Here is a 23168-nt window from a genome sequence, read left to right on the forward strand (position 1 = left end):
TCAGTTTTGGAGAATCCAATCCATTGAGAGGGGTAACAAGAAGTTATAAGTAAGCTCCTTTATCTTTGAAATGGAAACAGGGTTAGCATTCCCGATAATCTGCAAAAATTACAGAAATATTACCCCTTTGAAATTCCGTTTACACTTCAATAATGATAGGGAGAATCATGGGACGGCGTTTCGTCTTCTCATAAAGAAATTTGCTTAATGTGACCTTTAGGGTCTGCTTAATAATATTCCACTGACCTAAGTCAGCCTCGCTCATCTTCTGAAGAGTTGCCTTGACCAACTGATTGATCTCATCCATCAGATTGTCTGAATTGCGGACATAAATGAATCCCCGCGAAATCGTATCCGGCTCGTTCAACAGCCGCCCATCCGATTGACTAAGAGTAATAACCGTGATCAGTACCCCGTCAGCAGATAATTGGCGCCGGTCCCGCAAGACTACATTGCCAATGTCGCCAATTCCAAGGCCATCCACAAAAATCTGCCCGGCAGTCACCCTTCCTGATTGGCGGACAACTCCTTCTGCCGACTCCACCAGCTCGCCATTTTTGAGCAGGAAGATATGATCTCCCTGTACCCCGACAGCTTCGGCCAATAAGCGGTGGTGATGCAGCATCCGGTATTCCCCATGAATCGGAATGAAGTACTCCGGCTTCATTAAGGTCAGCATCAGCTTTAATTCCTCCTGGCTGCCGTGGCCGGACACGTGAAGCTCGCTGCGCGATCCATAAATCACCCGTGCGCCGAGGAGATACAGATTGTCTACAATCCTGGATACATTGCGTTCATTGCCCGGAATCGGATTGGCTGCAAGGAGCACGGTATCTCCGGCACCGATTTCCATCTGCCGGTTGCTTGAATTCGCCAAGCGGGATAATGCCGCCATAGGCTCGCCTTGACTTCCCGTACACAGGACAGCTATTTCATGCAGCGGCAGCTTGGCAGCCTCCGCAGGTTCGACCAGCATTCCCTCAGGAATGGTCAAGTAACCCAGCTCCCTAGACACAGCAACAACGTTCACCATACTCCGTCCAAGCAAGGCAAGCTTCCGCCCCGTGAGGATAGCGGCATCAACGATTTGCTGCAGCCTGTGTACATTGGAGGCGAAGGTGGAGACAAAGATTCTGCGCTCTGCTTTCTTGAAGGCCTCTTCCAAATGGGCGCCCACCAGCTGCTCGGATGGAGTAAATCCGGGACGTTCAGCATTCGTGCTCTCCGAAAGCAGAAACCGGACACCTTTTTTTCCAATGTCCGCCATTTTATGTATATCCGGATATTGTTTGTTCACCGGGGTCATATCGAATTTGAAATCGCCCGTGTGGACAACAGTTCCTTCGGGGGTATCAAAGACAATACCCAGGCAGTCCGGAATACTGTGATTGGTATTAAAGAAGCTAGTGGTGATTTGGCCGAACGTGAGGATGGAGTCCGAATTGATGCAATTCAGGCTGGCTTGACGTAGAAGCCCGTGTTCTTTGAGCTTATTCTCGATTAATCCCAGGGTCAGGCGGGAGGCGTAGAGAGGAATATTTAATTGTTTCAGCAGGTAAGGGATGCCTCCGATATGATCCTCATGTCCGTGAGTTACAACCAGGGCCCGTACCTTATCGATATTTTCTAATAAAAAAGCTACATCCGGAATAATTAAGTCGATCCCAAGCAGGCTCTCGTCAGGAAATTTGGACCCGCAATCAATAGCCACGATATCATCCCCATATTGCAGGAAATACATATTTTTGCCTATCTCGTGTACACCGCCTAATGCAGCAATCCGTAGCCGTTCTTTTGACATTGTGAGCACCCCTTCCATATATAAATCATCTTTATTATGTTTGGGTGTGCAGGATATTATCCAGATATCTATTCATATACTAGACGCATTAGCAGACCTCCGGTATATTCTGTGAAGGTCTGCGCATCCATATCCTATTTTTGCACAAACTGGTTTATAAGCTTCAGAATGACTTCACGCTTTACAGGCTTACTGACATACTCGTCCATCCCTGCAGCCAGGCACTTTTCCCGGTCCCCCTTCAGCGCATTGGCTGTAACCGCGATGATAGGCGGACTCTTCTCCTTAAGCTCCTCTCTGATCCTCTTTACCGCCTCGAAGCCGTTCATAATCGGCATATGCAGATCCATTAATATGAGATCAAACGGCTGTTTACATGCTGCTTCGACTGCATCTATCCCGTTTGTTACGGTAGTAATCCTGTGACCTACTTTTTCAAGTGTCTTGGTCATCACCAGCTGGTTAATATAATTGTCTTCGGCAAGGAGGATGCTCACCTCGCGTGTGGCAGGAAGTTTGTTCAAGGGAGTCTCTTGGCTGTAACTGTCTTCAGCTTTCTTGGGCTTGATCGTGAAGGTGAAGGAGGAGCCTCTTTTGCCGTCACTCTCTGCATAGATCTCGCCGCCCATCATGCCGATAATTCTGCGGCTGATAGCAAGGCCAAGGCCGGTGCCTTCATGTTGGCGTGACATAAAACTGTCAATCTGCGCGAAGGGCTCAAAGATCTCGTTAAGCCGGGAGGGATTAATTCCAATGCCTGTATCTGTCACTGTGAAGGCCAACATGAACGGAGCTTCCCGGACAAGCTTCACTTTTACCGATATACTGCCGCTCTGCGTGAATTTCACAGCATTGCCGAGCAGGTTCAGAAGTACCTGCTTTAGACGTTCGCTGTCGCCGTATATATGGTCGGGAACATCATGATTTATGGTGCTGGAGAGTTCCAGGTTCTTTTGGGCAGCACTCATGGAAATGACAGCAAAGCTGTCCTTGAGGCATTTGCGCAGATCAAATGTATGCTCCTGAAGTTCTGTCCGGCCTGCCTCGATTTTGGACAAATCAAGGATGTCATTGATAATATTGAGCAGGGTTTCTCCACTTTTACGGATAATTTGCACATAGCTCTGCTGCTCTCCGGTAAGCTCCGTGGTGTCGAGCAGGATATCCGTCATGCCTACAACCCCGTTCATCGGAGTACGGATTTCATGGCTCATCATAGCCAGAAACTCGCTTTTCGCCCTGTTTGTGGATTCGGCGGCTTCCTTGGCAAGCAGCAGCTGTCTCTGCTCGGAAATGTCTTTGCATATAAGGTAGAATCCGATATTTTGATTATTCACGTATATTGGTGCGATGCTGGTAAGCACTTCTACGACTTCTCCATTTTTGGTGTAAAGCGTGTTGATATGCTGATCAACCGATTCATCATATAGAGATCTGTCCAGAATGTTCTGGACACTCTCCTGTCCAATCAGAAGGGCCAGCTCCATACCGATCAGATCAGACTCGATGGAGTAGCCGGTTATTTTTTCAGCCATACGGTTGGCGTTAATAATCCGGCCGTCCAGGCCAAAGGAAATGACGGAGTCATGGTTGTATTTTTTTAGCGATGTGTACCGCTCTACGGACTCCTGAAGGCGCTGCTCGGATTCCTTTTGCTTAGTGATGTCAACGATTTGACAAATGTAATACGATGGATGATCCGCCTCTCCGCTGAAAAACTTGAGAGTGAGCATTCCCCACATCTGATCCCTTTTTTTTGAAAGAAACCGCGTTTCAAGCTGTATATCCGTTCGGTCACCCAAGAGCTCCCTAAGATCATGTATATTTCCGAATTCATCATCGGGATTGAAAAGTTCATGCAGCTTCATTCCGTCAAACTCAGCCTTGGAATAGCCAAAGATCCGTTCCATGGCGGGGTTAACAGTCAATATCACACCTTCTGATCCAACCAGTGCGATTCCAAAGGAGGCATTATCTATGACCTGCTGGTTGAACCGTTCCTGATTCAGGTTTACTCGATGCATGGCGTCCTCCTTAAGTAAGTTTTTATTGTCGTGAAAAATAGACCTTCCGCTTTGAAGGTCTTTTCGATACTTAAAATTTAATGGATATAACTTCGGATTAAATTTACCCCTTTGGTTTCTTATTGAATCACAATGGTTGGCTTTGCCAAAAAGAGGGGCTTAGATCAATTTCCGGTATTCTACCGGAGTCATACCCATTCAGCCTCATCCCAGACTGGCTGCTCGAGGAACATACGGATAAATCTCGTCCGGATTGCAGAGTGGTTCTGCGAGACCAGCTTCTGCATCTGGAGGTAATTATTCTGGGAGATCATTCTGATCTCCAGCCGGGAAACCGCCTCAGTCAATACTGAAATGACCTGATCAATTTGCAGGCTTTCTTTCAATATATATTCGGCAACATTCAATTTCACTGCCTGTTGGGCATATTCGAATTCCCCGTGGCAGGACAGGATAATCGCCTGGAGCTGGGGATTTACTTCCCGGGCCTTCCGGATTAATTCCAGTCCGTCCATCGCCGGCATGCCGATATCTGTGAGCAGAATATCAGGCTGATGCAGCTGGCAGGCTTCCCAGGCTTGTTTGCCGTCAGAGCAAGAAGCTGACAGCTCCAGGCCTAAGGTATCCCAGGGAATACTGGCGCTCAGATATTCCAGTACGGGATAGTGATCATCGGCTAATACTACTTTGTATAACACGTTAATCCACTCCAATCCGCTTCACAGGCAGTACTAATTGTACGATTGTACGGTGTCCGTGAAGGCTCTCAATATTGCCCCCGCCTTGTACGAATCCGTGCTTATAAGCATTCTCAATAATCGGCTGGAGAATAAACCGCGGAACGGTCTCCAGCAGCAAGTCTTTATTCACATGACAAGTACAGGCTTGGTAAATCTTCGCAGTAAATACGTTAACGCGAACAAAAAACTGACCGCAAATACGGTTTGAAAGATCAGGCCGGTCCGGTTGATCACGTTCAATCTTTCCGTCAGCTGTTCATAGGGGGCTACGCTGACTAACCTCCATTTGGCATATTTAAGCGGCAGCGAGAGGAGAAGCTGGTTCTCGTTCTTAAATTCTACGATATCCGGGAACGCCAGCTCATCGATCGGCAAAAGGGTATTGAAATCAGATCCTATCAGGGCCTGGTTCCGGTTGGACAGAATCGTATCCTTATCATTCAGCAGATAAACATCTTCCTCTAATGAAGCAAACCTCTCACGAATGGAGGCTTCACTGCGGCTGACAATAAGGTATGCATAGGGCGGAGCGGCAATCCCTTCTCTTAATGCCCGGGCTCTCATGAATACAAACGGCTTCTCAGGCTCAAGGGAGTTCAGATAATTAGCTTCTGCCCCATGAATAAAGTGTCATACGGGGAGAGCTTCTCCAGGGTTGGGAACCAGCCTTGTCCAATAAATTGACGCGGATCATAGTCGTAGAAGGAATAATCAGAATAGGCATGTCCTTCCTTGTCCAGAAGCGTGATGCGTAAGTCGAGGGTATCGCCAGCCACCTGCTCCAGCCGGCTGGTCAAGGTTCTTGCGGCGACCGGATTGGTCTTGGCATCCTCAAGCAGGGTCTTGATCTCCGGATCAAAGTGGACAAAATTCGAGACCGAGACCATCTCTTCGAAGATCACATCAATCTGTGACTGCACAATCGTTAAGGATTGCGTGGCTTTTTCCAGAGAGTGCTCCCGGATAATTCTGACCATAACCCTGGTGATCATTCCGATTCTCTTATCCGGTGTGATTAGCTTCTCGGATGGGGATTTTGTGTCCGGGCTGGAAGGGTTTCATTTTGTCGGCCTGGACAACTACACCAGGCTGGTGCAGGATGAATCCTTTCACCGTTCGCTGATTAACAACCTTATTATGATTGCCGTGGTCCCAGTAGCGATGTTTCTGGCGTTGGTGCTGGCAGCATTAATTAACAAAGCAACGTATTTCAAAACCTTTTTCAAAGTGATTTATTTCATGCCCTTCATTTCGAGCTTTGTTGCTATAGCCCTATTATGGAGAGTACTGTACCATCCCAACAATGGCTTCCAACGAAATGGAATATGGTGGAGAATTACAGGCAGGTATGGGCTGGAGCCGTACCGTTCTCACTTTATTACTGGAATAGTACGAAGGTAACGTTGATGTCGACAGCGCTGTCATTGATTATTTCCGCCATGGCAGCCTATGGATTCTCGAAGGTTATTTTTAAGGGACGGGATATGCTGTTCCTGGTTGTCTTAGCCACCTTTATGATTCCAACCCAAGCCATTCTCGTTCCGCAATTTATTATGTACCGCTGGCTTGGACTGTTTGACAGTCATATCGGGCATGTGCTGCTTGCCGCTTCAGGTGTGCTGGGAACCTTTTTGCTGAGACAGTTTTTCCTCGGCATTCATGATGAGATTATTGAATCCGCCCGTATTGATGCTGCCGGCCACTGGACGATCTTTAGCCGGATCGCCCTGCCGCTTGTGCAGCCGGCCCGCTATTCTAGTAAGCTCCGAAGCCATGGGCATTGTACCAGCCGGAACGGCAGCTGCCGGTTGGGCACAGGATCACGGCCTCCAGTCTGCTGAACAGCCGTTTGAACCTCCTTCCAGAAGGGTAAAAAGAGAGAAACACCCCTCGAGGAGAAAGGCGGTAAGCTTATGCTGTGGGGATTAATCGGACTTGTTGTCGTAGTATGGCTGTTCGGCTTTATCTTTGATGTTATGGGCAATCTGATTCACCTTCTGCTATTTGTCGCTGCGGTACTGTTTGTGATTAACCTGTTCCGGGGACGATCCCGGAGTTAACAGGACATAAACAAGAGCGGGTTCAAATACTTAATTAAACAGTTAACACACAAGCACGCGGCACCCTCATAGGGACGCGTGCTTTCGTGCGTAATCCTTGAATTCTCCCGCAAGGGAGACTTTAAGGATTAGTCCTGCTTCCGGCAAGTCTGGACACGTTCCCTCCGGATGCCTATAATGTAATCACTATGCAACCTGGAGGAGAATCAATGAATAAACCGATCATCGCCGTCGATATGGATGATACCATCTGTCATCTCGTCAAACGTGCGATATACCACAACAACATTGAGTTTCCTACGCATCCGCTCCGCTACGAGGATATGATGGACTGGAATACAGACCACCTTCGCCATCCGGACAGCACGATGGACCTTTTCTTCGGCAGACCCGGCCTGTACGAAGAGCTGGAGCTGTTCGATGAATATGTGGTCGAAGAGATGGAGAAGCTTCACAACGCTTATGATGTCATTATTGTTACAGCCGCTGTTCCCAAAACAGTGCTTGAGAAATGGAACTGGATGCAAAAGCACATGCCGTATATCCCGGCCGAGAACTTCTTCACCTGCAAGCGCAAGCATCTGATCGGCTTCGATCTGCTGATTGATGACGGTCCGCATAATTTGCTGCCCGCTGTACAGGCAGGGAGGAAGGTGCTCTGTATCCCGCATCCCTGGAACCTGCGGGCCCGGGAGGAATATGCCTTTCCGCTGATGACCTCCTGGCAGGGGGCGAAGGAGCGGGTGGATGAAATTTTGCAGGCACGGCAATAGCCGTTGACTGCATCTGCTATAAGGGGCTAACCCAGAAAGCCAAGAATGGCTGCTTGGGATAGCCCTTTTTAAATTTAGGATGACCTTGAGTGTAATTCTGCTAACCTCGGGTATTCATCTGGGCCTGCCTTTGTTCGTACGATTAGGAAGCCTGCTCAAACTGGCTGTTGTACAGCTCCGCGTAGAATCCGTTCTTCGCCAGCAATTCTGTATGACTGCCGCTTTCCAGGATATCGCCGTCCTTCAGGACGAGAATCACATCGGCATTCTTGATTGTGGACAGCCGGTGGGCGATGACGAAGGAAGTTCTGCCCTCCATCAGCTGATCCATCGCCTGCTGGATCAGCAGCTCAGTCCGGGTATCCACGGAGCTTGTAGCTTCGTCAAGAATGAGCATCGGCGCATCCTTCAGCATCGCACGGGCAATGGTCAGCTGCTGCTTTTGTCCGGCGGACAGGTTGACCTTATCGTTCAGGACGGTATCATATCCGTCGCTAAGGCTCTGAATGAAGCGGTGCAGCCCAACAGCCTTGCAGGCTTCTACGAGCTTCTCGTCCGTGATATTCTGCTGATTGTAGATCAGGTTCTCCCTGATTGTGCCTTCAAACAGCCAGGTTTCCTGCAGCACCATGCAGAACAAATCGTGGATGTTCTCCCTCGTCAGACTACTGATCGGTGTGTCATCGATGTAGATTTCTCCGCCGGTCAGCTCGTTGAAGCGGATGAGCAGATTGACGAGCGTGGTTTTGCCTGCGCCGGTCGGTCCGACAATGGCCACCTTTTGCCCTGGCTTCACATCGGCCGAGAAGTTCTTGATCACCAGGTTCCCGGAATTCTCATAAGCGAATTTCACCTGGTCAAAGCTTACTTTACCTGCCGCAGTTGCCAGTGTGTTCTCTTTGCGGCTCTCGTCTTCCAATTCTGCTTCTTCGAGGAATTCAAACACACGTCCGCCTGCGGCCGATGCCGATTGCAGGTTCTGCGCGGCCTGGGCGATCTGGGATAACGGCTGGGTGAAGTAACGTACATACATAATGAAGGCGACGATAACCCCGAAGGAAATAGTTCCATCTAAGGCCAGTACAGCACCAACGACACAGACGGCAACGAAACCAAGATTACCGATAAAGCCCATTAGCGGCGGCATCAGTCCGGAGAGGAATTGCGCTTTGAAGGCGCTGTTCTTCAGCCCCTGATTCAGTTCCTGGAAGGTGCTGCGCATCTGCGCTTCACCGTTATAGGCTTTTACAACATTATGTCCGGTATAGACTTCCTCAACATGACCGTTGATTTTGCCCAAGAATTCCTGCTGGCTGGCAAAATACTTCTGCGATTTCTTCATAATAACCGCCATCAGGCCGAAGCCGATGATTGTTGCCACGATAGCGGTAAGGGTCATAATTACATTGGTCCGGAGCATCATGAGGATTGAACCGATGAACATGGCTATGGCGGTTACCACTGTACCTATGCTCTGATTCATCGCCTGGCCGATGGTATCCACATCATTCGTTACCCGGGAGAGGATATCCCCTGTGGCTGACTTATTATAGTAGGAGATTGGAAGCCGGTTCATCTTATGAGCCAGATCGGTTCTTAATTTCTTGGAGACCTTCTGGGTAATATTCGACATGATCAGGCCCTGGGAGAGCGATAATACCGCACTGATGGCGTAAATCACGACGAGGGTGATGCCGATGGCAGCAATGCCGTCCATATCGATCCCGCCTGCGAGACCGGCAGTGATTTTGTCCGTAATCTCGGAGAGCATATCCGGACCGAGCAGGGTGAGCACGGTTCCCGCCGCCGCGCAGATCAGCGCAATGATGATCACCGGAACGTATTTCCGGCAGTAACGGAGCAGCTTGCTCCAGGTATTCTGTCCTTTGGTCTTGGTTTTCATCTTCATTAGGCAAGCTCCTCCTTGGTCAGCTGTGAGTAAGCAATTTCCTGATAGACGCTGCAGGTGTGCATTAATTCGTCATGCGTGCCCATTCCGGCAATTTGTCCGGCTTCCAGTACGATGATTTTGTCGGCGTCTTTAATCGTACCAATGCGCTGGGCAACGATCAGCATCGTGGATGCAGAAGCAACCTTCTTCAACTCGCTGCGCAGCTTGCGGTCCGTCTTATAGTCAAGCGCCGAGAACGAATCATCGAAGATTAAGATTTCCGGACGCCGGGCAATCGCTCTGGCAATCGACAGCCGCTGCTTCTGACCGCCGGACAGATTGGAACCGCCTTGGGCGATGTGGGCCTCATAGTTGCCCTCCAGCTTTTCCACAAATTCAGAGGATTGGGATGTGTACACCGCATCTACAATATCGGAGCTGAGCACCTGGCCGGCGCCATTCTCGCCAAAAGCAATATTAGAAGCCACCGTTCCGCCGAAGAGCACCGCCTTCTGGGAGACATAGCCCATTTTATTCCGCAGCGCCTGCTGGTCGTATTCTTTGACATTGATGCCATTCACGAGCACTTCGCCTTCGGTAGCATCATAGAAACGGGGAATGAGATTAACAAGCGTACTCTTGCCGCAGCCTGTTGAGCCGATAAAAGCAACCGTCTCCCCCTGCTTCGCCGTGAAGCTGATGTTCTCCAGCACATAATCCTCTGCGTCCGGATATTTGAAGCTGACCCCTCTGAATTCAAGCTCATCTTCACGCTTCACAGGGAAATGAGTGACTGATCCGTTCTTCAGGCTAGGCACGGTTTCCAGTACCTCATTAATACGTTTGGCCGATACCTGGGCGCGGGGCAGCAGAATGAAGATCATGATCAGCATCATGAAGGCCATAACCACCTGTATCGCGTACGATGAGAAGACAATCATATCTGAGAACAAGCCCATCTTGGCGGTGCCGTCAGCCGCTTGAATAATTACAGCACCAATCCAATAGATGGAGAGGCTGAGTCCGCTCATAATCAGGGAAATACTCGGCATCAGCGTTGTCATTACATTGTTGGCAAACAAATTGGTGCGGGTTAGCTCGTTGTTGGCGGAGGCGAATTTCCCTTCCTGGTATTTCTCGGCATTGTAAGCCCGGATGACCCGCAGACCGTTCAGATTCTCTCTGGAGACACGGTTCAGATTGTCGGTTAACTGCTGCAGTTTCTTGAATTTAGGAAGAACGAGAGTGATGCAGACGGCGACAATCAGCACCAGCAGCCCAACAGAGGCGCCGGTCGCCAGCGTCCACTGCCAGCTTTTCCCCGTAATCTTGAGGATCGCCCATACGGCAAGGATGGGTGCCTTGACCAGCAGCTGCAAGCCGATAACAATCAGCATCTGGACCTGGGTGATATCATTCGTGGAGCGGGTAATCAGGCTGGCGGTGGAGAAGTTGCTGATCTCCTCCATCGAGAAAGACTGCACCTTATCAAACAAATTAGCGCGTAATCTGGCTGACAGGTCGGCCGCGATTCTGGCGGCAATCCCTGCCACGACAATCGAGGTGGCCAGACTGCCGAGTGCACAGAGCAGCATCCAGGCTCCGGCGGTCAGGATCTCACTCATTTGGCTGCCCGGGGTCTGGATCAGCCGGGTAATATCACTCATGTAGTCAGGCAGCTCCAGATCCAGCCAGACCTGCGCGATAATGAACATGAGGCTGATGCCGAATAAGAACCATTCTTTGGGCTCCAGGTTCTTCAGTAATTTCAACATAAGAATGACTCCTTTGCGTGTTTGTTGCTATGATCGTACCGGAGAATGATAAACTGAAAATTAACTTTTGCTGAAACAAGCTGAAAATACTATGAAAAAGAGACCGTCCCGGGAGCAGCCATGAGACTTGCTATGAAAAAGAGGCCAACCCGGGAGCAGCCATGAGATGGCCGTTCAGCTTGGGATAGCCTCAGTTTAGTAAGAGTCATCAAAATCCTGTACAAAATACAACAATTCCCTCATTTAAATCGGCCATAATTCGAAATTGTTGCAGCGATTCTACATTCATCTTCTGGTAGCCCCCTTAAGTCTCGTACATTTAGTGTAACATGAATAAGAGGGGTGGGTTAATCAGAGCAATCACCTGGAGGCAGATAAATCTTGTACTGGTCATAGCTGGTTATGATCAAGAAATTCCGGGTAATGAACGGGAGATTAAGGGCTTGAATGGGCCAAAAATACATAAAGTCGAATACGGAGGGAACCAAAGTGAGCGAAGAAGAAGTGGAAGCAACCGGCTGGGATGCTATTGAGGAACAGATGTCAGGATTGTATGGAAGACAGGAGCCGAAGCATTATGCTGCCTTGTTGCCTTACATGCTGGGTGGGAAGGACCCGCTGAACGGAATCAGTGCCTATAAGGCGGAGCTGCCTTATCCCCATTGGCACTTTGTAACTTTCGGATTCTCTGAGCTATATGACAAGGAATCAGAGGACCCGGAATACAGCGGCTACGGATTTGAGCTGACCTTCCGTCTGGCACGTACTGCAGGAGAAGAGGAGCCTCCGGCCTGGGCGATGAATCTGCTGCAGAATATGGCCAGATATGTGTTCAGCAGCGGCAATATTTTTGCTTCCGGACATTATCTGGATGCGAACGGTCCTATCTGCCTGGGTGCAGACACGAGGCTGACTGCTCTGGCTTTTACCGGTGATCCGGAGCTTCCGGCTATTGATACCCCGAATGGGCGGGTAGAGTTTCTGCAAATGGTGGGGATTACAGCCGATGAGCTGGAAGCCATGATGTCTTGGAATACCAACGCATTCCTGCAGGCCAGCCATGAGGTGCTTCCCGCTTACATCACCGATCTTGGACGGGATTCACTGCTGCAGCTTCCGGTTATAGAGGATGCAGTGCGGCAGGGGATTGAACGTGACGGGTCTCAGACAGGTATCCTGTATGTGGATCAATTGGACTGGGAGCCTGGGAAGAACCGTCTGCTCAGCAAAGCGCCGGCCGTCCTGGCCATGGGGGCGCAGCAGGCAGCAACGGTAGCCAGACTGCTGCGCGGCCGCCTGCTGAAGGGCAAGAAGCTGACGCTCACCAGCCCTAAACTGCAGGTTGTGCTGGAACTGGCACAAGAGACCGGCTGCAAGAAAGACGGCGGGATCATCCGCATCAGCCTAAGTGAAGCTGCTGTTCTGGAGCTGGAATCGAAGCTTAGGCCTAAGGAGAGTGAGCTCAAGCTGTCCACGGCCAAGGAACTGATGATACGGGTGAGAAAAACGTATATCAAAGACCAGGAAGGCAATGTTGTGGATACCATCGGCTAATAGGGGGGCGGTCATGTGGACCGCCCTTTGTTGAGTAATCACCGAAGATAAGGCCCCACTTTGTGGGGATCTTTTATTTGGTGGACGGAAGCTTCTTTACGGCAGGGAGCAGCAGCGTAAAGGTGGTCCCTTGCAGCGGAACACTATCACAAGTGACGGTTCCGCCGTGTAGCTCAGTGATTTTACGGACAATGGTAAGCCCCAGCCCATTACCGGCAGTGGAGTGGGAGGTATCCTGCTGATAGAACTTGTCGAACACCCTGGGAAGTGCAGCCGCACTGATGCCGGCACCGTTATCCCGGAAGGTGATTTCGATCTTGTCTTCGGCCTGCCTCATCGAAACTTCGATTTCGCCATGCTCCGGAGTGAACTTAATGGCATTGTCGAGCAGATTCAGCCAGACCTGATTCAGCATCTCTTTATTTCCCGGCACCTCATAGTCCTGCACGTTGGCTGTAATGGATATATGCTTTTTCTCCATTTTTGTGTGCAGAAGCAGTACACACTGGCGGATCTGTTCGCCGACATTGAAGGGTTCGCGGCCCGTTAATATCGTCTGGGCCTCCACTTTGGACAGGCTCAGGACGTTGGAGGCGAGGGCGGCCAGACGGGTCGATTCCTCGATCACAATATCCAGATATTCATTCCGTTCTTCCTTGCTCAGCTCATCATCCTTGAGGATTTCGGCGAACCCTTTGATCGACACAATCGGGGTGCGGAACTCATGCGAGAAATTGTTGATGAAATCCGTGCGCAGAATCTCAATGCCGCCCAGCTCATCCGCCATCCGGTTGAAATTGGCAGAGAGAATCTTGAATTCGGGCGGGTTATTGAGCCGCAGTCGGGTGGTGAAATCCCCTCCTGCCAGCTGGTTGGTGGCATCGATGAAGGTGCGGATGGATTTCAGCATCCTCCGGCTGGCCAGACCCGAGGTGACGGTGCCGATCATGATGCAGGCAATTAATGTGATAAAGGTGAGGACTTTGAAATCCTGAATGATGCGTTCATTGAGTACACCGAAGACCATCAGCAGATAGACCAGTATACCGGTAATCAGAACGGTAATGAGGAAGATGATAAATACAGCAAGCGAGAAGTAGAGCGACAGGCCGATTTTACCCGTCAGCCTCTTGATCATGTTCATGTTCTCACCGCCTTATATCCGAGCCCGCGGACAGAGACCAGCTCGAACTCCGGATAGGCTTCAAAACGTTTGCGCAGGCGGTTGATATGCACATTCACCGTAGTATCCGTGCTTTCGCTGTCCATGCCCCAAATCTCGTCCATCAGCTGGATGCGGGTGAAGATGCGCTCCGGATAGGATAAAAGCTTATAGAGCAGATAGAATTCCTTCTGCGGAAGCGTCTGCTTGTCCTCGTCCCGGGTCACGGTTAATGTGTCATAGTCCAGATGAACCCTGCCGATCACCAGCTTGCGGGCACTCGCAATCTGCGAGCGGCGGAGAAGGGCCTGGATTCTCAGCAGCATTTCTTCTGTATCTACAGGCTTGGTCATATAATCATCGGTTCCGAGCCGGAACCCTTTTTTCTTATCCTCAGGTAGCTGTTTGGCTGTGGCCATAAGGATGGGAATTCGATTGTCCGCTTCCTTGAGCTCTTCGGCAAATTCATACCCGTCCATCTCCGGCATCATAATATCCAGAATAATCAGATCGATATGTTGGACTTCAAGAACCTCCAGAGCTTCTCTTCCATTCTCAGCCGTTACCACGTCATAACCTTCCCGTTTCAGCACAGCGTTCATCAGCTTGCGTACATGCTTATCGTCTTCTACAACAAGGATCTTTATCATGGTTTCACTCCATAGGTTGTCGGATTTGACCGCGTTTCCCCATCATTCTAATGTAAAAAAAGGCTAAAGACAAAATCTTTAGCTTTTCTTTAGGCTTTGTTTAGTCTGAATTAAGAATGACGCTCTATATTATAGGGAAAAGAACCACCGGTTCAAATATGAAAACAGGAGTCACTCATGGCCAAACTGAATTTGTTTATCCGCATTTGTATTGCAGTGCTGCTGGTGCTGGGAATTATCTATGTAAGCTCACTGGTGGACTTTATTTTCACACCTATTATCTCGCTGTTCAGTGTGGTCATTGTGCCGTTAATGCTGGCCGTCTTCTTCTATTATCTGCTGCGTCCCTTAATTGATTACCTGGCCTCCCGCAAGCTGAACCGGACAGTCGCTATCTTGCTGGTCTATCTGGTTATCGCGGTGCTGCTGCTGGGATTCACGGTAGGTGTCTGGCCGTCGCTGCAGACTCAGCTGCTGAATCTGGCTAATAATATGCCTGGCGTGTTCAATGCCGTGGGAGAGCAGTTGACAAAGCTGGAGGACAGCGATCTGTTGTCGAAGCTGATTCCTGCGGACATGAATCCGGCCAGCCAGCTGATGGATTATTTGAATAAAGGCTTTTCGCTAATGACGGTCTATGTGTCGGGGTTATTCTCCTTTGTCTCTAATTTCGCCATTGTGCTCTTTACCTTTCCGATCCTGCTGTTCTACATGCTCAAGGAGGGCGGGAAGTTCGGCGATAAGCTCGTGAGCTTCTTTCCGAAGCGGTATCATGAGGAAGGTGCTGCAGTTATTGCTGAAATCGACGGGGTGATGAGCAGCTTCATCGTCGGGAGGGTGCTGGTCAATCTGGCGCTGGGGGTGCTGATGTATTTTGGTTTCCTGCTGATTGGGCTACCGTATGCGCTGCTGCTGACACTGATGGCTGTGCTGATGAACTTCATCCCGTTTATCGGGGCCATTCTATCCACTGTACCGATCTTCATCTTCGGTCTGATCGAGTCGCCGTCCACGGCCATCTGGTCGATCGTGGTTGTGCTGGTCGCGCAGCAAATTCAGGATAACCTGGTGGCGCCTTATATCTTCGGGAAAAGCATGGATATCCATCCGCTGACCACGATCATTCTGGTCCTGGCCGGAGGTGATTTCGGCGGTATTATCGGCATCCTGCTGATTATTCCCGTCTACATGATGCTGAAGATTATAACGGTCAAGCTCTATCAGCTGTTTGTCCGGCAGCGCTGGGATAAGGAAGCGGAAGTCCCTGCGGAAGCGGGGGATTAAATGGAATACGGGAAGGACCGGGAGGCCGTCATTAGGCTTTCCGGTCCTTTTGGATTTGATGATGCTTATTAACCGAGCCGGAAATGAATGGCCCAAATGGTGAAAATAGAGGGCTCCCTCTGAATCCATCGAAAGTGGCTCATAGCACCAATTTAAGGTGTAAACCCCTCTGATTTGTCCCGAGGGAATAAATGAAAAATAGGGGCGAAATGCTGTCTCTCCGGGTCCAAATATACAAGCCAAATCTGACTCTGAATCGGCCGGAAGTGGGAAATATGCGGAGGTAAACGAGCAAAATGTATGCGAAAAACCGAATACAATGTGCCACTGCGGAGTGAAACGACCCAGATGTATGCGGAAAACCGAATACAATGTGCCACTGCGGAGTGAAACGACCCAGATGTATGCGAAAACAAACATGTCTTTCAAGGCACAACTCCAGCATGAAAATGAGCAGCGTGGCTAAAAAACAGAACGTCGTCTGTTCATCTATTTAACAAATTTTAACGGAAAACCGAACACAATTAGACCGGGTGGGTAGCGTAGGCCGAATGTAATCGAAAAACCGAACACAATTGGACTGGACGTGCCACGTAGGCCAAATGTAATCGAAAAACCGAACACAATTGGACTGGGTGCACCGCGTAGGCCAAATGTAATCGAAAAACCGAACACAATTGGACTGGGTACGCCGCTTAAGCCGAATGTAATCGAAAAACCGAACACAATTGGACTGGGTACGCCGCTTAAGCCGAATGTAATCGAAAAACCGAACACAATTGGACTGGGTACGCCGCTTAAGCCGAATGTAATCGAAAAACCGAACACAATTGGACTGGGTACGCCGCTTAAGCCGAATGTAATCGAAAAACCGAACACAATTGGACTGGGTGCGCCGCGTAGGCCAAATGTAATCGAAAAACCGAACACAATTGGACTGGGTGCGCCGCGTAGGCCGTGCGTTTATCGCAGTGCCAGACGTATTTTCACAGAAAAACCGAATACAATATGCCACTGCGAAGGCAAACGACCCAGATGTATGCGAAAAACCGAATACAATATGCCACTGCGAAGGCAAACGATAAGAAAAAAGGGACCGCCCCAAGTAGCCATTGTATGGCTAGTGGGCAGTCCCTTTCCTGAATCCACTCCCGTTACTCCCGGTTCAGAAATGTCCGGGTCCGCTCCAGCTGCGGGTTGCCGAAGATCTGCTCCGGTGTGCCGGATTCGGCGATTTCGCCGTTATCCATGAAGAAGACGCGGTCGGCCACATCGCGGGCAAAATTCATCTCATGCGTGACGATAATCATCGTCATGTGCTCGTCCGCAAGCTGGCGGATGACCCGCAGCACCTCGCCGGTGAGCTCGGGATCGAGCGCCGAGGTCGGCTCGTCGAACAGGAGAATGTCCGGACTGAGCATCATCGCCCGGGCGATGGCAACCCGCTGCTTCTGCCCGCCTGACAGCATGGAGGGGTAGACGTCTGCTTTATCGGCAAGACCTACTTTGGAGAGCAGCGCCTCGCTTTTGGCCGTGATATCCTGAATACTCTCCCGCTTCAGCGTTCTTGGGGCAAGCTCCAGGTTTCCCCTTACGGTGAGATGCGGAAACAGATTAAAGTGCTGAAATACCATCCCCATGGTCGAGGTAATTTCCCTAATGTCCGCATTACTGGCATATTTGCCATTGTTCACGAGCGCTTTGCCGCAGATCAGGATACTTCCTCCGGTAACCTCCTCCAGATGCACAAGACTGCGCAGCATGGTGCTTTTGCCGGAGCCGGAAGGTCCGATCACCGCAACGACTTCCCCGGGGTTAACGTCAAAGGTAATCTGCTTCAGCACATCGAGGCTGCCGAAGGATTTCTGCAATTGCGATACTTCAATCATACAACTCATAGCCAAACAGCCCTTCTACTCAAATTTGAAACGTTTCTCCAGTGTCTTGAAGAACAGCGTAAGCACCAGTGTCATCAGCAAATAAATTACGCCCGCTACGACAAAAGGGGTCACCGTGAAATCACGGTTTACCGCCGTTTTGGCGAAATTGAGCAGCTCCGGTACAGCTACGGCATACAGCAAGGCAGTGTCCTTGACCAGGGTTATGGACTCATTGGCTACCGCAGGCAATGCCACCCGGAACATCTGGGCCAGAATGACCTTGCGCAGCGTCTGCCATTTGCTAAGCCCGAGTACCTTGGCGGCCTCATGCTGGCCTTTATCGATGGAGAGCATTCCCCCGCGGAAGATCTCTGCGAAATAAGCCCCATAATTCAGAATAAATCCAAGGCTGGCCGCAACGAAACGGTCCATGACCAGATATTGCCCAATCACGGGGATCTGCGGCAGGCCGAAGCAGAAGAACAACAGCTGCAAGAGCAACGGAGTGCCGCGCATCACATAAATATAAGTATGTGCGATCCAGGCCAGCGGCTTGACCGAGCTTTTGGCCATTAGTGTGACCACCATCCCGAGCGGAATGGACAATACGATTACGATCAGGAACAGCAATACCGTTGTCCGTGCCCCCTCCAGCATCGGTCCGGAAATTTTAATAATATAGTCAATATTCATGTCTTCACCCGACTCCTAAAGGAAACCATCTAGTTAAGTACTTTATTCTCTCCGAACCATTTCGTGGAGATCTCGGCCGCCGTTCCGTCACTGCTCAGCGCGTCCAATGCCTTCTGCAGCTCCGTCAGCAGGTCCTCATTGCCCTTTTTAATCCCTATACCATACTGCTCTGGGGCCAGCGATTCATCCATCAGCTTGTAAGTCTCCGGCTCCTTGGCTATGTAGTATCTGGCCACCACTTCATCAATGACCACTCCATCCAGACGTCCCGATTTCAGGTCTGTCAGGGCAAGCACATTATCGGTGAATTCGGAGACACCTTTAAGCTCTGCCTTAATCGGATTAGCATCCAGAGCATCGGCAGCGGAGGAGAGACTTTGCAGTCCGACCTCTTTGCCGGCCAGATCCTTAAGCGTAGACAGCGCTGAATCCGCAAGCACGACTACAACCTGGCTGTTCTCCAGATAAGGCTTGGTGAATAATACTTTATCCTTACGTTCGTCCGTGATGGTGTAGCCGTTCCAGATCATATCAATGCGTCCGCTATTCAGCTCCGATTCCTTGGCAGACCAGTCAATCGGCAGGAAGGTAACCTCTTTGCCCATTTTCTCAGCAGCCGCTTTCGCATAGTCAATATCGAACCCGACAATTTCATTGTTATCATCCCGGAAGCCCATCGGGGCAAACTTATCATCTATACCGATCACCAGCTTACCGTCATTGCCTCCAGAACTGGAGCAGCCTGCTATTATAGCAATCGCCAAAATTACCAATAAACTCAATATTCCTTGTCTCTTCATCTCTCTATTCCCCCTAGTAGATTACACGCAGCAGCCTGCGCTTTAGTTCGTTAATACGTTATCAGTTTATCATAATAACATATGATGTGAGTTACTGTCGATAGAGTAGGGGAATACATTTGTGTCCAAAATAAATCAAATCCTGCCGCTACGCAGACTCTTATTTTATTTAATTTTTCCATTAGATCTCAATTCGTAATCTGATACGATTCCTGTAACAGGTACACAGGCGGCCTGAAATAAGGAGGAATGTGATAGGTGATAGAATTAAATAATGAGCAATGCGGTAAGGCAGAGGAGCTGGTAACCAGTCACAATGAGCTGTCAGTGTTCACGGCTCTGGAAGGGCTGATGGAGGGCGAGGTTCATGTGGATTCGGCAGAAGGGGGCTTATCTGCAGCAGGCTTCACAGAAAGAGCCCCGGCTGTACCTGGAGTGCCTGCACTGTTATGTCAAGGCGAATGCCGTGGAGAAGGCACAAGAAATCGTGCGGGAAATGACTAAGGCAGAGATCGAATGCGATCTGGAAGAATTGAACGGAGCCATTGCGTACTACCGGAGCGAAGGATTATGTTCGGCCTTCAAGGCTCCGGAGCGGACGATATGATCAACGTCTGGTGTACTTCTTCCGTTTATCCCAATTCGCTCTGTGAATAATTCAGCTTATATTCCTTGGGGCTCATCCCTGTGTATTTGGAGAACACATGAGTGAAATAGGCGGGTGTCTCAATGCCAACGGCTTCCGCGACTTCGAATACTTTACTCGCCGGATTCCGGAGCAGCTTCTTGGCCATGTCAATCCGGTACTTGTTGATCACATCGATGATGGACTCACCGGTGACCTTCTTATACAGGCGGCTGAGGTAGCTGCTGTTGATATGGATATGGTCGGCAATAATCTGCAGGCTCAGATTCTGATTGTAGTGCTCTCTGATATATTTCTGGCATTCAATTACGATGTAATTAGGCTGTCTGTCACTCATTGCCACTGCCCTGGAGCAGCTCAGAATCAGGCGCCCCAGGATATCTGCCAGCAGCTGGATGCTTTTGCTCTCCTGAATCTGCTTATACACGGCGGATTGGCTCTCCTCCATCTCCGGTGCGAAGGGCTGGCTTGTGCTCAGCAAGCGGAAGCAATAGGAGCTGATCAGCAGACAGGCTACCTTCACATTCTCAATCGGCTCTTTAATGCTTCTGTAGTTCTCCAGCAGCTGGTCCAACTGCCGGATGGCCGACTCGCTGTCTCCCTGCTGCAGATGTCCGGCAATCTGCTCGGCGGCATGATGGGGAGGGGCTGCAGGCGTAAGGGCTTGGTTCGCATGAGGGATATATACAGCCACATAATTATCATTATAAAAGCTGCCCTGCAGCGCCTCTCTCGCTTCAAAATAGGCCGTTGACAGCGTCGATATATCCCGGTGCAGCAGGCTGATGCCGATATTGACATGATACTGCCTGAAGTTCTCCGCCATGGCGAGAATTTCATTGCTGATCGTGAGCAGGGCCTGGGTGGAGACCGCGGTATTGCCGCCGGTCATGGAGACAAGCGCCAGCAGGGTGTTTTTCTCCATGGCCATAATATAAGAGGGATGCTCCCCGAAGGCCAGGGCAAGGAATTGGCGGATGGAGGCCAGGAAGCGGTAATGGTCATTCGCCGGGTTCACGGCAGAGCCATGGGGTCCAGGTATATCTTTTACCTCCATATAGATAGCGAAATAGTCCTCCAGCTGCAGCCCCAGCTCGCTTGAGCGGCTGAATAGACCGGCTTCATCGCTAATCAGGCCATAGACGGCTTCCCGTAGGAATTTTTCGCTGATTTCGGACAGATTATCGTTGATTTTACTCTCCAGCTGCCGGACCTTCTGCTTCTGCTCCCGTTCTTTTTCCAGCAGCAGCGTGGCTTTCTCAATCGCCCGGGGAATCTGCTCTGTGGGATTGGTCTTGACTACAAAGTCTACAACTTCATATTGAATAGCCGTTTGGGCATAGGAGAAGTCTGCGAAGGCCGTAAGAATAATAACCTTCGTCTGCGGAAAGTGCTGGTGCAGATAATCCGATAAGGCAAGGCCATCCATTCCCGGCATGCGAATATCCGTAACAACGATATCGACATCGTAATAGCCCAGCAGCTCGACCGCCTCCAGGCCGTTCGACGCCTCACAAACAACCTCGCACTCAAGAATACTCCAATCGATGAAGCACTGCAGCCCTTTTTTGATCACAGGCTCATCGTCTACAATCATAACCTTATACATGTGTTAGTTCCCCCTGATCTTCCGGTATATGTAGAGTGACTCTCGCGCCTGCCCCAGGCTCGCTCTCGACCTCAATTCCATAAGGCTCGCCGTAGAGCAACTTAACCCGTTTATGCGTGTTGATCAGGCCGATATTGTTGTGGCCCTGCTTGCGCATCGTGTCGCTCTCGAAATGACTCCAATTCTTGGGCATATGCTCAAACCCGTTGCCATTATCGGTGATCTCGAAATAGACCGAATCGTTCTCGCGGTATATGCGGATGTTGATGTTTCCTTTGCCGAGCTTCCGCTCCACCCCGTGCACGACAGCATTCTCGACCAGCGGTTCGACACTCAGCTTGGGTAGCAGCAGATCCAGTATGGCCTCATCCTCGATCTGGATCGTGTATTCCATTTTGTCCTCGAACCTTTCCTTCTGCAGATACAGATAGAATCGGATGAAATCCAGCTCCTGCCGGATCGGGATTTTGGCCAGACTGCTCGAATAGATGCTTGCCTGCAGCAGCTCGGTAAGGGACGTTACCATCTTGTAAACGGTCTCATCTTTGGACAGTTTTGCCTTGTAGCCGATGGTAATCAGCGTATTGAACAGAAAGTGAGGATTCATCTGAGCCTGCAGAAATTTGAACTCTGACTCTTTGACCAGCAGATGCTTCTCATAGACTTCCTTGATCAGATAGTTGATCTCGTCAGTCATGTTGTTGAAGGTGGAACTGAGCTGGTTGAGCTCTGCATCCTTGAAAGCGGGCATTCTGGTGTTGTAATCCCCTTTCTTGACCTTACGGATACTCCGCAGCAGATCGCGGATAATCCGGGTGAAGCGAAGCGATAGCAACACACCTGCTGCAAGCGAGACGAACGCGATCAGCGCGATAAACCAAATATAATTGTGCATGCTGCCGGATAATTTGGCGAGTACCTGCTTCCTCGGAATACCGGCAATGAAGGTGAGCCCGGTCGTACCGATGCTGCGGGAAGCGGCTAGATAAGTCTCCTGATTAAGCTTGACCTCACTTACTTCCGTATGATCCCTCAGCGCAAGAACATCGGGAGGAGCAGTTGAACCTAATTCCTGCTTACCCGCACTAGAATAGATGACTCCCTGGTTATCAATGATGTAGGCCATGGCGCCCGGGTATTCGAGCAGTCCGGAATATTTCTCCGCTAAATCAGCTTCATTCGTGCCGAAGATCAGCACCAGGCGTTGCTCGGGAAGATTAATATTGGACATCACCCGGGTGAAATAGAGCGTGGGATCGCCGGGACTTGGTGTCAATATTTCTTTGCCGCGGACCATTCTGCCGTTAACCGACTGATAGACTGCGAGATTATTCCGGTTAATCTGCTCAATGTTTGGCGGGGACTTCAGAACGGATACATAGTTGTCGTTATCAAAAAATACATAGGCCGTTGACAGCAGGCTGATATTCCAAGCATTGTTGAACATAAGGCTGTACTTCAAATCCTCTTCCATTTCACTTTTATTGACGAATTTCTTGTAGAAGTCATCGCTTAGCGACATATCGTCGATTAACCAGCTTCTTAACATTTTAGTAGAGAGGAAATGCAGGGAGGTATTATCAATAATCTGAAAGGACTTCTCGATATTGTCGTTGGTCTGGCGGATCAGCAGGGACAGATTATCATTGGCATTCCTCGTTAGAATCTGGGAGATGCTCCAATAGAAGTAGCAGCCGGCGAACGTCATCGGAAGCAGAATTAGCAGGAAGATAATAATGACCATTTTATTTCGTACCGGAATTAGGGAGAAACGTCCGAGTAGGGGACGAAGGCTGATCCGCTTCAGGATATGCTGATTGGACATG

At 50.0% G+C, this 23168-nt stretch carries 21 protein-coding genes and 1 pseudogene; 7 read left to right on the forward strand and 15 right to left on the reverse strand.

Features of this window, described 5'->3' with window-relative positions; genetic code table 11:
* Positions 1-139: 139 nt before the first annotated feature.
* From MKX70_RS15185 to MKX70_RS15210, 6 genes are all read right to left on the reverse strand, one after another.
* A complete protein-coding gene (locus MKX70_RS15185; protein WP_231637698.1) occupies positions 140-1801 on the reverse strand; it encodes a ribonuclease J in 1662 nt (553 codons plus the stop codon).
* 134 nt (positions 1802-1935) lie between these two features.
* A complete protein-coding gene (locus tag MKX70_RS15190; protein WP_340840270.1) occupies positions 1936-3825 on the reverse strand; it encodes a PAS domain S-box protein in 1890 nt (629 codons plus the stop codon).
* A gap of 188 nt (positions 3826-4013) precedes the next feature.
* Entirely contained in the window at positions 4014-4523 is a 510-nt protein-coding gene (locus MKX70_RS15195) for a response regulator (RefSeq protein ID WP_042238263.1), read from the reverse strand.
* A gap of 1 nt (position 4524) precedes the next feature.
* Positions 4525-4695 carry a hypothetical protein gene (locus MKX70_RS15200; protein ID WP_156123281.1) on the reverse strand — a complete coding sequence of 57 codons (171 nt, stop codon included), beginning with the start codon at positions 4693-4695 and terminating at the stop codon, positions 4525-4527.
* The gene (locus MKX70_RS15205) at positions 4692-5129 is read right to left on the reverse strand and encodes a hypothetical protein (protein WP_340783977.1); all 438 of its coding nucleotides are present in this window, start codon (positions 5127-5129) and stop codon (positions 4692-4694) included. Before MKX70_RS15205 ends, MKX70_RS15200 begins: the two co-directional genes overlap by 4 nt.
* Positions 5130-5161: 32 nt before the next feature.
* Complete coding sequence (locus MKX70_RS15210) at positions 5162-5557, reverse strand: cache domain-containing protein (protein WP_197072967.1); 396 nt, start codon at positions 5555-5557, stop codon at positions 5162-5164.
* Between the two features lie 46 nt (positions 5558-5603).
* Here MKX70_RS15210 and MKX70_RS15215 point away from each other — a divergent pair, with 46 nt between their 5' ends.
* The 4 genes and pseudogenes from MKX70_RS15215 (at position 5604) to MKX70_RS15230 (ending at position 7398) form a co-directional block, all read left to right on the forward strand.
* Complete coding sequence (locus MKX70_RS15215) at positions 5604-5966, forward strand: carbohydrate ABC transporter permease (protein ID WP_231637939.1); 363 nt, start codon at positions 5604-5606, stop codon at positions 5964-5966.
* Positions 5867-6313 (forward strand): annotated as a pseudogene (locus tag MKX70_RS15220) (carbohydrate ABC transporter permease); the annotation flags it as partial. The gene MKX70_RS15215 and the pseudogene MKX70_RS15220, both read left to right, overlap by 100 nt.
* A 165-nt stretch (positions 6314-6478) precedes the next feature.
* The gene (locus MKX70_RS15225; protein ID WP_144026097.1) at positions 6479-6625 is read left to right on the forward strand and encodes a lmo0937 family membrane protein; all 147 of its coding nucleotides are present in this window, start codon (positions 6479-6481) and stop codon (positions 6623-6625) included.
* 209 nt (positions 6626-6834) lie between these two features.
* Positions 6835-7398 carry a 5' nucleotidase, NT5C type gene (locus tag MKX70_RS15230; protein ID WP_042238258.1) on the forward strand — a complete coding sequence of 188 codons (564 nt, stop codon included), beginning with the start codon at positions 6835-6837 and terminating at the stop codon, positions 7396-7398.
* 142 nt (positions 7399-7540) lie between these two features.
* Here the strand turns inward: MKX70_RS15230 and MKX70_RS15235 are convergent, their stop codons facing one another.
* Positions 7541-9307, reverse strand: coding sequence for an ABC transporter ATP-binding protein (locus MKX70_RS15235; protein WP_197072966.1), 1767 nt, complete (start codon positions 9305-9307; stop codon positions 7541-7543).
* Complete coding sequence (locus MKX70_RS15240; protein ID WP_340840271.1) at positions 9307-11064, reverse strand: ABC transporter ATP-binding protein; 1758 nt, start codon at positions 11062-11064, stop codon at positions 9307-9309. The genes MKX70_RS15235 and MKX70_RS15240 overlap by 1 nt, the downstream gene beginning before the upstream one ends.
* Positions 11065-11604: 540 nt before the next feature.
* Between MKX70_RS15240 and MKX70_RS15245 the strand changes: the two genes are divergently transcribed.
* Complete coding sequence (locus MKX70_RS15245; protein ID WP_340841667.1) at positions 11605-12618, forward strand: suppressor of fused domain protein; 1014 nt, start codon at positions 11605-11607, stop codon at positions 12616-12618.
* A gap of 73 nt (positions 12619-12691) precedes the next feature.
* On the opposite strand, the gene MKX70_RS15250 is transcribed toward MKX70_RS15245, so the two are convergent.
* Positions 12692-13762, reverse strand: coding sequence for a sensor histidine kinase (locus MKX70_RS15250; RefSeq protein ID WP_340840272.1), 1071 nt, complete (start codon positions 13760-13762; stop codon positions 12692-12694).
* Positions 13759-14430, reverse strand: coding sequence for a response regulator transcription factor (locus MKX70_RS15255; protein WP_042238251.1), 672 nt, complete (start codon positions 14428-14430; stop codon positions 13759-13761). The genes MKX70_RS15250 and MKX70_RS15255 overlap by 4 nt, the downstream gene beginning before the upstream one ends.
* A 177-nt stretch (positions 14431-14607) precedes the next feature.
* Between MKX70_RS15255 and MKX70_RS15260 the strand changes: the two genes are divergently transcribed.
* Positions 14608-15714 carry an AI-2E family transporter gene (locus tag MKX70_RS15260; protein WP_340783992.1) on the forward strand — a complete coding sequence of 369 codons (1107 nt, stop codon included), beginning with the start codon at positions 14608-14610 and terminating at the stop codon, positions 15712-15714.
* Positions 15715-16868: 1154 nt separating this feature from the next.
* Here MKX70_RS15260 and MKX70_RS15265 read toward each other — a convergent pair.
* The 3 genes from MKX70_RS15265 to MKX70_RS15275 are packed head-to-tail and all read right to left on the reverse strand — an operon-like array spanning position 16869 to position 19087.
* On the reverse strand, positions 16869-17612 hold the full coding sequence (locus MKX70_RS15265; protein ID WP_340783998.1) for an amino acid ABC transporter ATP-binding protein: 744 nt from the start codon (positions 17610-17612) through the stop codon (positions 16869-16871).
* A 15-nt stretch (positions 17613-17627) separates the two neighbouring features.
* On the reverse strand, positions 17628-18287 hold the full coding sequence (locus MKX70_RS15270) for an amino acid ABC transporter permease (protein ID WP_042138968.1): 660 nt from the start codon (positions 18285-18287) through the stop codon (positions 17628-17630).
* A 29-nt stretch (positions 18288-18316) separates the two neighbouring features.
* The gene (locus tag MKX70_RS15275) at positions 18317-19087 is read right to left on the reverse strand and encodes an amino acid ABC transporter substrate-binding protein (protein ID WP_340840273.1); all 771 of its coding nucleotides are present in this window, start codon (positions 19085-19087) and stop codon (positions 18317-18319) included.
* Between the two features lie 367 nt (positions 19088-19454).
* Here MKX70_RS15275 and MKX70_RS15280 point away from each other — a divergent pair, with 367 nt between their 5' ends.
* Positions 19455-19694 carry a hypothetical protein gene (locus MKX70_RS15280; RefSeq protein ID WP_340784005.1) on the forward strand — a complete coding sequence of 80 codons (240 nt, stop codon included), beginning with the start codon at positions 19455-19457 and terminating at the stop codon, positions 19692-19694.
* Positions 19695-19719: 25 nt separating this feature from the next.
* On the opposite strand, the gene MKX70_RS15285 is transcribed toward MKX70_RS15280, so the two are convergent.
* Both MKX70_RS15285 and MKX70_RS15290 read right to left on the reverse strand, forming a co-directional pair.
* A complete protein-coding gene (locus tag MKX70_RS15285; RefSeq protein ID WP_042238238.1) occupies positions 19720-21342 on the reverse strand; it encodes a response regulator in 1623 nt (540 codons plus the stop codon).
* A complete protein-coding gene (locus tag MKX70_RS15290) occupies positions 21335-23167 on the reverse strand; it encodes a sensor histidine kinase (protein WP_081956616.1) in 1833 nt (610 codons plus the stop codon). Before MKX70_RS15290 ends, MKX70_RS15285 begins: the two co-directional genes overlap by 8 nt.
* Position 23168 lies beyond the last annotated feature (1 nt).

Origin of the sequence: Paenibacillus sp. FSL R7-0312 (assembly GCF_038004445.1) — a bacterium.
Lineage (GTDB): Bacteria > Bacillota > Bacilli > Paenibacillales > Paenibacillaceae > Paenibacillus_AQ.